10 protein-coding genes and 1 pseudogene are annotated in these 12,118 nt (G+C 70.6%); 6 read left to right on the forward strand and 5 right to left on the reverse strand.

What is annotated here, in order from left to right; translation table 11 throughout:
- Nucleotides 1–144: 144 nt before the first annotated feature.
- Nucleotides 145–1,665, reverse strand: a complete 1,521-nt coding sequence (locus ACZ7OO_RS33895; protein WP_471510757.1) for an aldehyde dehydrogenase (NADP(+)) — start codon at nucleotides 1,663–1,665, stop codon at nucleotides 145–147.
- A gap of 480 nt (nucleotides 1,666–2,145) precedes the next feature.
- On the opposite strand from ACZ7OO_RS33895, the gene ACZ7OO_RS33900 reads away from it, so the two are divergent.
- Nucleotides 2,146–3,300, forward strand: coding sequence for a zinc ribbon domain-containing protein (locus ACZ7OO_RS33900; protein ID WP_471510759.1), 1,155 nt, complete (start codon nucleotides 2,146–2,148; stop codon nucleotides 3,298–3,300).
- Between the two features lie 120 nt (nucleotides 3,301–3,420).
- On the opposite strand, the gene ACZ7OO_RS33905 is transcribed toward ACZ7OO_RS33900, so the two are convergent.
- The gene (locus tag ACZ7OO_RS33905) at nucleotides 3,421–4,734 is read right to left on the reverse strand and encodes an MFS transporter (RefSeq protein ID WP_471510761.1); all 1,314 of its coding nucleotides are present in this window, start codon (nucleotides 4,732–4,734) and stop codon (nucleotides 3,421–3,423) included.
- Between the two features lie 288 nt (nucleotides 4,735–5,022).
- Complete coding sequence (locus ACZ7OO_RS33910) at nucleotides 5,023–5,652, reverse strand: cysteine hydrolase family protein (protein ID WP_471510763.1); 630 nt, start codon at nucleotides 5,650–5,652, stop codon at nucleotides 5,023–5,025.
- A 186-nt stretch (nucleotides 5,653–5,838) separates the two neighbouring features.
- Between ACZ7OO_RS33910 and ACZ7OO_RS33915 the strand changes: the two genes are divergently transcribed.
- Nucleotides 5,839–6,426, forward strand: coding sequence for a TetR/AcrR family transcriptional regulator (locus ACZ7OO_RS33915; RefSeq protein WP_471510765.1), 588 nt, complete (start codon nucleotides 5,839–5,841; stop codon nucleotides 6,424–6,426).
- 341 nt (nucleotides 6,427–6,767) lie between these two features.
- On the opposite strand, the gene ACZ7OO_RS33920 is transcribed toward ACZ7OO_RS33915, so the two are convergent.
- The gene (locus ACZ7OO_RS33920) at nucleotides 6,768–7,379 is read right to left on the reverse strand and encodes a TetR/AcrR family transcriptional regulator (protein ID WP_471510767.1); all 612 of its coding nucleotides are present in this window, start codon (nucleotides 7,377–7,379) and stop codon (nucleotides 6,768–6,770) included.
- Nucleotides 7,380–7,538: 159 nt separating this feature from the next.
- On the opposite strand from ACZ7OO_RS33920, the gene ACZ7OO_RS33925 reads away from it, so the two are divergent.
- The gene (locus ACZ7OO_RS33925) at nucleotides 7,539–8,093 is read left to right on the forward strand and encodes an ester cyclase (RefSeq protein ID WP_471510769.1); all 555 of its coding nucleotides are present in this window, start codon (nucleotides 7,539–7,541) and stop codon (nucleotides 8,091–8,093) included.
- Between the two features lie 71 nt (nucleotides 8,094–8,164).
- Entirely contained in the window at nucleotides 8,165–8,554 is a 390-nt protein-coding gene (locus ACZ7OO_RS33930; RefSeq protein WP_471510771.1) for a cupin domain-containing protein, read from the forward strand.
- A gap of 297 nt (nucleotides 8,555–8,851) precedes the next feature.
- On the opposite strand, the gene fabG is transcribed toward ACZ7OO_RS33930, so the two are convergent.
- The gene (gene fabG / locus ACZ7OO_RS33935; RefSeq protein ID WP_471510773.1) at nucleotides 8,852–9,571 is read right to left on the reverse strand and encodes a 3-oxoacyl-ACP reductase FabG; all 720 of its coding nucleotides are present in this window, start codon (nucleotides 9,569–9,571) and stop codon (nucleotides 8,852–8,854) included.
- 201 nt (nucleotides 9,572–9,772) lie between these two features.
- Between fabG and ACZ7OO_RS33940 the strand changes: the two genes are divergently transcribed.
- Both ACZ7OO_RS33940 and ACZ7OO_RS33945 read left to right on the forward strand, forming a co-directional pair.
- Nucleotides 9,773–12,019: a SpoIIE family protein phosphatase gene (locus ACZ7OO_RS33940; protein ID WP_471510775.1), complete on the forward strand. Its 2,247-nt coding sequence runs from the start codon at nucleotides 9,773–9,775 to the stop codon at nucleotides 12,017–12,019.
- Nucleotides 12,020–12,025: 6 nt separating this feature from the next.
- Nucleotides 12,026–12,118, forward strand: a pseudogene (locus tag ACZ7OO_RS33945) (IS3 family transposase); the annotation flags it as partial.

The raw sequence follows: 12,118 nt of genomic DNA on the forward strand, positions 1-12,118 counted from the left end.
AAAGGGGGACGAAGGGGGGGTGAGCCCCACACCGAGGCGGCACCCCCGCGGGAGAACACGCCCGGGGGAAGCAAAGGGGCCCTTTCCCCCCCCGTGTTTCCCCAACCCCCCCCCCCCCGCGGCGCGCCCCCCCGCCGCGGGTGTCTATTCCGGGCTGGTCAGCTGTCCGTCGATCAGACGCCACAGCCCGTCGGGGTTCGTCTCGGCCAGGGCGTCGGGCAGGAGGGCGTCCGGGAAGCCCTGGTAGGTGACCGGCCGCAGGAACCGGTCGATCGCGGTCATGCCGACGGACGTGAACCGGCTGTCCGTGGTGGCCGGGAACGGCCCGCCGTGAATGGTGGCGTAGCCGACCTCCTGGGGGTGGGAGAAGGCATTGACCACGATGCGATTGGTCCGGCGTTCCAGGATCGGCAGCAGCCGCGCGGCCTCGTCGTAGTCGGGCTCGTCGATGTGCATGACGGCCGTGAGCTGTCCGCGGAAGCTCTGGGCCGCCTCCAGGAGCTGGTCGATCCCCTCGAAGCGGACGAGCAGCGCGAAGGGACCGAAGACCTCCTCCCCGAGGGAGGCGTCGGCGACGAAGTGCTTTCCGTCGACTTCCAGCAACCGGGTCCGGCCCTCCCACTCGCCCGCGGGTTCGGGGCCCTCCGTGACGACCTCGGCACCCGAGTCGCGCCGCGCCCGCGATCCCGCCTCGTAGGCGTTGTGGATGCCCGGGGTGAGCATCGGGCGGGCGGCCATGGCGCCGACGCGGGCGGCCGCGGCATCGCGCATCTCGCTGAAGCCGGGGCCGTCCACGGCGAGCAGGATGGCCGGCTTGAGACAGGCCTGGCCCACGTTGACGAGCATCCGCTCGGCGAAGTTGTCACCGATCTCGGCGCCGCGCGCCGCCAGCGCCGCGGGCAGCACGAAGTTCGGGTTGACGCTGGTCATCTCGCAGAAGACGGGGATGGGGTCCGGACGCAGCTGGGCGCGGCGGAAGAGTGCCATGCCGCCGCCCTCGGAGCCCGTGAAGGTGACCGCCTTGATCAGCGGATGATCCACCAGTTCCTCGCCGATCGCGTTACCGCCTCCGCGCACCATCGAGAACACGCCTTCGTGCAGCCCGCACTCCGCGACCGCGCCCTGGATGACGCGGGCCTGGAGTTCGGACGCGCCCGGGTGGGCGTTGTGGGCCTTCAGGATCACGGGGCTGCCCGCCGCGAGCGCGGAAGCCGTGTCCCCGCCCACGACCGAGTACGAGATGGGGAAGTTGCTCGCGCCGAAGATGGCCACCGGTCCGATCGAGATCTTCTGCAGGCGGTGGTCCATGCGCGGGCGCGGCTGCCGGTCCGGCTGCGCGGGGTCGATGGCCACCTGCCGGAACCGTCCCTGCCGGACCACCTCCGCGAACTGACGCCACACACCGGCGGTCTTGGCGACCTCCGCCTGCAACTGGGCGGCGGGCAGGCCGGTCTCCAGAGACGTCCGCTCGGCGAGTTCCTCGCTGACCGCGTCGAGCCGCTCGGCGATCTTCTCCAGGAACGCCGCGCGCTCGCGCAGACTCGTGCGGTTGTAGCTGTCGAAGGCGGCGTCGGCCAGCCGGGCGGCACGGTCGACCTCGGCCTCTCCGCCGAAAGCGAATTCCGGCTCTACTTGCTGGCCGGTTGCCGGATTGAGTGCCTTCATCCCACCCTCGGAAGCCGGCACCACAGACGAGCCGATAAACAGTTCCCCGGTCAATGTCATGGTCCTGCTCTCCATTCTGGAGCCTGCAGAGCAATATTCTCCTGAAACGTGTGGGGTCTGTTCACCCACACGCCGACTCGACTGGCACCCCTTGGTGTGACTGTGTCCCGTCACCGCCGCTGTCCGTCACAAGGCGCAGTCGAGCGTACAGGTCAGTGGGGTAGATCGCATCCGCACGAATAACGCGCGGATGCGAAAACACACGGGCCCTTGTCGAAATACATGGACTCTGTCTTCGGGACGCCTTCATCGGAACAATGCGGAGAACCGCATTCGGGGTTCACGCACGCGGCACTTCTATCGGGCGGACGCGCGCTCCGCCGGAGATCGGGACACCGGTGCGGCGGGCCTGGCGCAGGGTGGCCGGGGACTCCTCGCTGCGGGCGGCCTCGGCGGGAATGTCTGCACCGGCTGCGCGGCGTGCGTGAGCACCTCGCCGTCAAACGCGATCACTACCGGGCGCTGGCCGACGGGCTGGGCTCCCCGCACCTGGCCTGGGGTGAGCACCTTGCGCGGGCGCGGGTGCTGGAGGTCGAGCACGGGCGGGTGTGTGCCCGGATCCGGCATCTGAACCATGCGCTGGGCTGGGCGGCGGCCCGCTGGGCCGTCGACCAGGCGACAGCGCTCGGCGCGAGCGTCATCTACCTCGAAGACCTCACCACCCTGGAGGCGCGTGGCCACCGGCGCGGTAACGCCCGCCTGTCCGGGCAGGTACGCGGCATGGTGGCCGACGCGATCCGCCATCTGGCCGCGAGGGCGGGTATCGCGGTGGTCACTGTCCCGGCCCGCGGCACCTCCCGGCTGTGCCCCGGCTGCCTGAACACGCTCACCCGCCATCCGGCCCCCGACCGGCTGGCCGAACGCGGCTGGAAGTGGGCGCACTGCACCACATGCGGGCTGTCCCTGGACCGCGACCACGCCGCCGCCCGCCGGATCGTCTCCCGCGGCCTCCTCGCCCAAGCCCACACCACCACCGACCGCGCCACCCACACCCGCACCATCCGCACCACCATCGACGCCACCGTGACCCTGGTGCGCCGCCCGAAGAAGACCACCCGCCGCCTGCGCCGCCAACACCAGGCCGAACAGGCCCCGCCCCGCCCGGACAGGCCGAAGACCAAGACCACCCCGGGCAAGGGGCGCCCCACCCCCAGCAGCCCCACCCGCCCCCGGCACCAAGACCCCTGGCACACCGCCCTCGGGCAGGTCCCGGGCCACAAGACTTCCCGCCGTATGCCCGATGTGCGTACGGTCCCCGCCACCACCCCCACCGGGATGGTTCAGCGTCCGGCGGGGCATGACACCCAGACACCAGCCCCCTCCGGGCCGGTGCCAGGTCATGGAGTACCCGCACCCCACCCGATCGCAGAAGACCCTCTTCGATCCGGCCGGATGCGGCTCTCACGCAGAACCTGTCGACGACGCACCCGCGCCGCCGAGCGGACCGGCTTCCACCACCTGCACGCCACCGGAGTCCACCCCCTCACCCCGAGGATCGGACCACCGGACAGCGACCGCACACGGCCACGCCGCGCCCGAAAAGCCCGGAAACCCCAGGCACACACAGAGTTCTAGAGACGCTTCAATGGCCATCCGCGCCGCCTGGTGCCCGCCGTCCTGATCGAACGGCCGGGGATGCATGGTGATGTGGGCAGCCGCGCCCGGCCCGGGGGCCCTCCCGTCCGCACGCCGGTCCTACCGGACGGTGCCCGCGGGGACAGCCATGTCGGCCGTGCCGGCCTCGTCGGGCGCGTCCGGTGTATCGACCGCGTCGGACGTGTCGGCCGTATCTTCGGCCTTGCCGACCGAGGTTCGGCCGCCGCTGACGGCGTACCAGAGGAGAGCGATGCCCGCGAGCAGCACGAAGCCCAGTCCTGTGGCCACCACGCCCGTCCACCCGTGCGCGGTGAACATCGCGCCGGCGACGGCGGATCCGACGGCGCCGCCCGCGAACACCGCGAAGATGTAGACGGTGTTCAGACTGGCCTTGTTCGCGGACCGGGCGGCGAAGATGCGTGCCTGGTTGGCTATCTGGCCGCTGGTGGTTCCGTAGCCGAGGAGGTTGCAGCCGACGGCGAGGGCGACCAACGACTGGCCGGCGAACCCGAACAGGACGAAGGCGAGCAGCACCGATCCCAGGGACAGGGCGTTGACCTTCGGCGTACCCCAGCTGTCGGCAAGCCGTCCCGAGTAGCGGGCGGCCAGCGCTCCGGGCACGCTGAACAGGCCGAAGAGGCCGATCACCGCGGGCCCCAGCGAGATCGGGGCAGCCGTGAGGTGGAAGGCGAGCGAGGACCAGAAGGCGGAGAAGGCGGCGAAGACCGTCGCTCCCAGCGCGGCCGAGAGCCGCAGCGGCGCGTGCTCGGTGATGAGCTCGGGGAGCGAGGCCAGCAGGCGCAAGTAGCTTCCCTGTGCCGCGGCCGGGGCGGGAGCGTCGGCGGGCATGAAGCGCGGCAGCACCAGGAGCAGCGCACCGGTGACCACGGCGGCGACAGCGTATCCGGCCCGCCAGGTTCCGGCGGCCTCGGCGATCAGGCCGGCAGCGGTGCGCGAGAGGAGGGCTCCCATGGTCAGGCCGGTTCCCACCGCTCCGAGGACCCGGCCGGCGTTGCCGGGGGCCGCCATGGAGACGACGGTCGGCATGATGACCTGCGGAAGCACGGTGGTGGCGGAGAGGATGAGGGTGGCGATGCTCAGCAGCGCCACGGAGGGGGCGGCGGCTCCCGCGAGCAGCGCCACGGCGGTGATCACCAGCAGCACACCGGCCAGCCGCCGAAGCCGGGCGCCGTCGGCGAGCGGCACGATGGCGACGATGCCCAGCGCGTAGCCGATCTGGCCCGTCGTGGCGACCAGTCCGGCGGTCGACGCCGAGGTGTGGAAGCCCCGGGCGATCTCGTCGAGGAGCGGCTGGGTGAAGTAGATGTTGGACACGGTGATCGCGGTAGCCGTGGCGAAGACGGGGATGGTCCCCCGTTTCACGCCCGGGCGGGTGGTGGCTTCGCGGGTCATGGGGTTCCTCGTGTGCGTGGGTCACAGGCGCGGCGGGCGATGAGGCCGTCGGACGCTCGGGCACCGCGGCAGCGGTCCACGCGAAGCGCCGTCTCGCGCGGCCCCTTGCCGGATCCGGCGCGTGCCCGGCGACATCGCCGGGCACGCGGCTGGTGGGTGCGCCCGTGGCTCGGTCGGCTGCAACTTGTCGCAGGTCTTACCGGCGGGACGGACGTCGCGTCCTCTCGCTGCCGGTTCCGCGAGGGTGCAGGCGGACTCGGCCGCGTTCGCCGCGTCCGCCTGCGGGTGTCATGCGTGGGCTCCCTCGAATGCGGTGGTGAGTTCGGTGGTGGTGGTGATGGTGTGGGCGTAGGTGGGGCCGTTGAGGTCGTGGGCCGCGTGCATCATCTCGGGGAGGAAGGCGGCGGTGGCGTCGCGGACCAGGGTGACGTGGTAGCCCAGTTCCATGGCGTATCGGCCGGTGGACTCGATGCACGTGTTGGCGAGCAGACCGACCGGCACGACATGGCTGATGCCATGCTGCTTGAGCTGGAAGTCCAGGTCGGTGTTGGCGAAACCGCTCTGCGCCCAGTGCTCCTGGACGACGATCTCACCCGGCTGCGGCTGGAAGTCGGGGTGGAACTCGCCGCCCCAGGTACCACGGGCGAAACTGTGACGCTCCATGATGCCCAGCTGCGTGGGGTTGGGGTGGTCCCAGCCCTCGTAATCGCCCTCCTCCCAGCGGCGGTGCGGGACGAAGACCACACGGACACCCGCCTCACGGGCCGAGCCCACGACGGCACGCAGATGCTCCAGGAGACCGACCTCCTCAGCCACCGGAGCCAGCCGCGGCCAGATCTTCCCGCCCTCCGACAGGAAGTCGTTGAACGGATCGACCAGCAGAACAGCCGTACGGCGGGGGTCATAGATGGGGGGCATGGGTTCCACTCCGAATCGGGAAGTCCAATCTGGATGACTACCGCCATCCACATGCAAGATTACGCCCATCATCCTGAAAGTCAAACCCAAGAAGCTTTCCCCCCATTTCAGGCAAGGGTGTATGATGAAAGTCATCCAGTTGCGCGGTGCTCCCACGGCGCCGCCCCGCGGAAGGCAGGCACGGACATGGGCCACTCGCAGGTGGAGAAGGCGGCGACCCGCGCACGCGTCCTGCAGCTCGCATCACGCAAGGTCCGCACCGAAGGCGTCACGCGTCTCGGCATCGCGGAGCTCATGAACGAGGCCGGGCTCACCCACGGCGGCTTCTACAAGCACTTCGCCTCACGCGACGACCTGATCGCACAGGCCGCGACCGTCGCACTCGCCGAAGGCACCGCGAAGATGGAGCGCGCCGCGAACAAGAACGAGCAGGATGCGCGCGCGGGTCTCATCGACGCCTACCTCACCAAACGGCACCGGGATGCGCCGGCCACCGGATGCGCGCTCGTCTCCCTCGGCGCCTCCGCGGGACGCGACGACTCCCAGTTCAAGGACGCTTACGAGAAACAGGTACGCGCCTACCTGGAGATCATCGAAGGCCTCGACGACTCCGAAGACGCCCGCGCCGAGGCCATGGTCACCCTCAGCGCACTCGTCGGCGCCATGCTCATGTCCCGGGCCGTCGCCGACCAGGACTTCTCCGAGGAACTCCTGGAGACCGTCGCCGAACGCCTGAAGCAGCGCGGGGCGCAGGCGTCGCCGGTCCTCGCCTGACGACAAGGCCTCGGCGCCCCCAGGCTCGGCCGGAGACGGCAACCGGCACCCGGGGCCTACGGCCTCTCCCCGGCGCGCCGTGACAGCGAAACGGCCTGCGGTTCCCTGGCAGGCACCGTCGCGGCATACCGGGCAACGCGCGACGGCACTCGACGTCCGGCGACGGTCGGCACGTCGGCCGGGGAATGCCTTCCCGGGCCGTGTCCCTAGGGGCTCACGTGATCCCCCGGTTGCCGGCGGAGTCGTCGCCCGGCTCGTCCGACCCGCTTCCCCGGCGGCGCGGCAGCGCCCGGCCGTCCCCGCCCCGCGCGAACCGCACAGGCCGCGGCACGGGAGCCGTGTCAGAAGAGTGCCGCGACGGCGATCCGGCACAGGACCTCCTCGGCGCGGCCCCACGTCCAGCCGCTCTCCACCACCAGGGTGCGCCAGCCCGGAGGGCCGAACCAGTACCACAGCAGATCGGCCGTCTCCTCGACCGGACACGAGGGCTCCGGATCCAGCGTGTGCAGATGGCCGGCGACGGCGTGCAGCGCGTCCCGGTAGGCGGCGGTCGCCCGCTCCCACAGGGCCTCTCCGTCCTCGTGGACAGGAAGTGCCTTGTGGATCGCCTCGTGCACGGCGAACTGGCTTTCATTACCCAGACGCGTCCCGTGTGCCAGCGCCGCGAGGACCTCCCGCGGCGTTCGCAGGGCGAGTACGCCCTGCGTCGCCTGCTCGTAGCCCGAGGCGGCCACGCCCTGGTCGATGATCTCGTTCAGGATGTCGCTCTTGCTGCCGACGCTCGAGAACACGGTCTTCGAGGCGACCCCGGCGGCCGAGGCGATGTCGGCCACCGTCACTCGTCCGTAGCCCCGTTCCGCGAACTGTTCCACTGCATGACGAAGGATCAGCTCCCGTGTGCGGATCGCGCCCCGCTCACGCAACGGGGACACATAGGGACGTTTCGACGACATAGATCGATGCTATCAGCATGAATTCATTAGGTATCCTGTTACTCGAATGGCGCTGTGCCCGATCTCGTGCCGATGTCGGCACCGACCGCAACCGGACGGACCCCCGGTTCCCGAACGTTCACAGCACCGAGCGGCACTGCCCAGAAAGGCATCACCACCATGGCAATGGACGCATCGGAACTGGGCCGCGGCCTCTTCCGCATCCTTGAGACAGGGGATCCCACACTGGCCGTCGAGGTGGTCCACCGGGACTTCCGCAACCGCGAGGCCGCCGTCTCGCCGACAGCCTGCTCAACTCCCGGGCCCGCCGGGATCCTCGCCTCCAGCGCCTGGATGCGCTCCGCGTTCAGCGACCTGCGTTTCGCCGTCCTCGGAGTCATACACGACAACGACCAGGTCTGGGTGCGGCTTCGCATGCAGGGCCGGCACACCGGGGCCTTCGTCCGCTTCAAGGACGGCGCGCTCGACCAGGCCGTGCCCCCCACCGGGCGCGAGATCGACTTCGAGCAGATACATGTGCTCGGCCTCCGTGACGGCAAGGTCGTCACACACGAGGCGGTGCGTGACGACGTCACCATGCTCGGCCAGCTCGGTGTGTTCCCCCCGGCCCCCTCCGGCATGCTCAGCATGATCTCCTGGCGGCTGACCGGACGAGCCACTCGCGCCGCCACCCACGTGAGCGCGCAGGCGGCCGCAGCGGCCGCGCAGGTGTAGGCAGAACCGGGGCGCATCCGCCTGCGCCCCGGACGTACAGGACCACTGATCCCGCAGGAAAGCCGAGACACATGCACATCAACAAGAACGACGCGCCAGCCACCGTCGAGACCCCGGGATACACGGGCAAGTGGGCGGAACTGGGCGACATGCACTACGCCTTCGAGACCTGCGCGAACGGCTACAGCATGGACGACCTGCTCACCGCGTTCCCCGACCGCGCCTGCCCCGTGGAGCACTGGGGCTACCTCTTCCGCGGTGAAGTCCGGGTCGAGTACGCGGACGGCAGCGAAGAGTTCCTGAAGGCCGGGGACGCCTTCCACATCAAGCCCGGCCACCGGCCCTACATGACCGCCGAGACCGAACTGCTCCAGCTCACCCGGGTCGCCGACCACCACCACCTCGTGAAGACGTTCACCGAGGCCGGCCTCCTCGGCGGCGAAGGACCCGCGCAGGCGTGACGCGGTGCTCTGACCCCACAGGCTCGCAGGGTCGAGGGTCGTGCCGGTAGGACGCGTGGATCGCCCGCTTGTGACGTACCGATTCGGTGCGTCACAAGCGGGCGAAGTCGCTCCGGCGTCAGCCGACAGCACCGTCCACGGGCCTCGGTACCGGGAACTGCCCGGTCCCCACGACGCCTCCATCCGCCCGGCGGCACAGGAACACCGCGAGACCCGAAGGCTGCGCCGGCATGGACGGCCGCTGTTTCCGGGGGACGGCCTCGGGACTCTCCGCGCCGGCCGCGAGCCGGCGGGGTGTCAATGCCCCATTCCCACACCGCCGTCGACGGGGATGACCGCACCGGTGATGTAGCCGGCGGCCTCGGAGGCGACGAACGCGACGGCGGCGGCGATCTCCTCCGGCCGGGCCAGGCGGCCCAGCGGAATGTGCTGCACCACAGCCGCTCGCTGCGCGTCGGTGAGCTCCGCGCTCATCGCCGTCTCGGTCAGACCGGGTGCGACCACGTTGAAAGTGATGTTGCGCGAGCCCAGTTCGCGGGCCAGGGAACGGGCCAAGCCGACCAACGCGGCCTTGGACGCCGCGTAGTTCGCCTGACCGGCCTGGCCCGCCAGACCTGCGGCGGACGAGATCAGCACCACGCGGCCCCTGCGCGCCCTCAGCATGCCGCGGTTGGCGCGCTTGACCACCCGGAAGGCACCGGTGAGGTTGGTGTCGATGACGCTCGTGAAGTCCTCCTCGGTCATCCGCATGAGCAGCTGGTCCTTGGTGATCCCGGCGTTGGCCACCAGTACCTCCACGTTGCCATGGGCGGCCTCCACCTCCTTGAAGGCCTGCTCGACCTGCTCGGGCTCGGTGATGTCGCACCGTACAGCCAGCACACCGAGGTCGAGCAGGTCGGCCGGCGGCTCACCGGAGCGGAAGGTGACGGCCACTTTGTCGCCCGCCTCGGCGAACGCCCGGGCGACCGCGAGGCCGATCCCGCGGTTACCGCCGGTGATGAGGACTGAACGGGACATCGCGCATCCTTCGCTGTGCCTGCAGAGAGGCACCATTGAATCATTGACCATGCAAATACATGCACCGGGGATGCCGCGGGCATGCCGGCCGGGACACTCAGGGTTCGCGCGTAGCCTCCTCCCGCCGAATAATGGCATATCGGACTGAAAGGTGACAGATCTCCTCTCGACGTCCGGTGCCGCGCTGGAGGGAGCCGTCCCGTGACGAGCAGCAGACCAGGAAGCGATCCGAACCGCGGAGGCGCATCCGTCGCCGTCCACGGCGCGGACCTCGCGGAGGTCCTGAACTGCGCCAGCCGCCAGGCCCGACGCGCGCTGAACGCCGTGGCGGCAGGCGTCTACATGCCCGACGAACGCGAGGGCGAGCTTCGGCTCGCCCTGGCCGGCGGAAGCACGCCCTCCTGCTTCACCCTCCCCGGCCGGATGGGGCTGGACACGCCATCCGCCTCGGTCCGGGCGTGGCAGACAGGGGAAACGGCCGTACTGATCGACCCGAATCCCGCCCGGCCCGGCCGGAGACACGTACTGCCCTACCCCTACACCGCCCTCTCCGTCCCGGTCACCGCCGACGACCGGCGCTTCGGGGTGCTCACCGTGCTGCGTCCGGAAACCTCGGGCGACTACAGCCCCGCCGAACGCACCGCACTCGGGGACATCGGGAGCCTGCTGGCCGACGCCCTGGCAAGGCTCGCCGGGGACGGCATCAGCCTGACGCCCGGTCTTCTGCCGACACTGATCCCGCCGGAGGCCGACGTCGACGTGCAGGCCTTCATCCCGGGCTGGGGGGTGCCCGATGTCCCCGGATCGACGGGGGCGAGCATGATGTACCCGCTGCGACGGCTGGCCGAACTGCTCAACCGGGCCGCCACGACGGACGACATCGTGGCGGCCGCCCGGTACTGCGTCATGTCCCCGCTGCACGCCCGGGCTCTGGTGCTGCTCTGCGCCAAGGAGGGCCGGCTGTGGGTCCTCGGGCACAGCGGGGATTCCTCGCGCATGGTGCGCGACCTGCACGGGACCGGGCTCGACGCCCGGACGCCGGCGGCCGAAGCGTTCGAGGGACGTCCGCTGTCCGTCCATGAGAAGCGGGCGGCGGACAACGATCCGCTCGCCGACGACGAGGCCCGCACCGAGCTCTTTCTGCCACTCGTCGGCGACGGGCAGTTCATCGACCTGCCCCTGACGGACAGCAGGCAGGTCGTCGGCGTCTGCTGCCTTTCCTTCTCCGGCCCCCGTGGTTTCCCGCCCGAGGAACGCGCCCTGCTCGGCATGATGGCGGGTCTGCTGGGAGCCGCGGTGGAACGCGTCCGCCTGAACACCCGGCAGCGGGAGGTGGCCCGGTGTCTGCAACGCTTCCTCCTGCCGGCCCGGCTTCCCGACCTGCCGCGGCTGGCCACCACGGCGCGCTACCGGCCCGCCGACGTGCGCTCCAAGGCGGGCGGTGACTGGTACGACGTACTCAGACTCCCGAACGACCGCGCCGTCATGGTCGTCGGCGACGTCGAGGGCCACTCCATGGAGAGCGCCGCCGTCATGGGGCAGGTACGCACCGCGGTGGCCTCGTACGCCACCGAGGGCCACCGCCCCGCGACCGTGATCGACCGCACCGGCGGACTCCTTGCCGACCTGGGCACCGATCTGACGGTGACCTGCTGCGTCGTCGCGCTGGACACCCTGGACGGCATCGCCGAGGTCGCCCTGGCCGGTCACCCAGCTCCCCTGGTACGGCGCCCCGACGGAACCATCGGCGTCCTCGACGCACCGGCCAACCTGCCCCTGGGTGTCTGCGCGGCCGACCCTTGTCAGGGACGCGAGCACGCCATCGGCGCCGGTTCGGTTCTGATGCTCTACACGAACGGCCTGGTCGGCCTGTACTCCGCGGATCCGCAGGACTGCGCACGCGAGCTGCTCGGGTCCGGCGACGGCGGATCCGCACCCGACCTCGAACAACTGGCGGATGCGGTCGTCGCGGAGTTCTGCACTCCCCAGATGCGCCGCGACGACGCCGTCCTGCTGCTCGCGCGGTACGAGGGGGCGCAGGGCCAGGACGAACCCCGGACGGCCGGTCTGCACATTCAGCGTCGGGATCTGCGCGGGGTCAGGACGGCGCGCGGCTTCGTGCACGATCACCTCGACTCGTGGGGACTTGAGGACCTGTCGGACCCGCTGGAGCTGATCGTTTCGGAGATCGTCACCAACGCGCTCGTGCACGCCGGCAGCGACGTGGACGTCCGTCTGCGGGCCTTCCCTGACCGCGTCCGGCTGGAGGTCCGGGACTCGGACAGCAATCCGCCGGTTCCGTCCCCCCTGGCCCTCGCCGAGGAGGAGAACGCGGAAGCGGAGCACGGGCGAGGCATGCTGATCGTGCAGACACTGGCCGAGGAGTGGGTCAGTTCCCCCAACGGCCGGGGCAAGACCGTGTCACTCACCCTGCCCATTTCCTCGTGATCAACGGTGGCCCGCTGCACCGTGGAGCGGCTGATGCGCGAGCTGGGCATCGCCGGCGCCGTCCGCGGCAAGAAGATCATCACTACGGTCCCGGACCAG

The sequence above is a fragment of the Streptomyces sp. NPDC111744 genome (genome assembly GCF_055634995.1).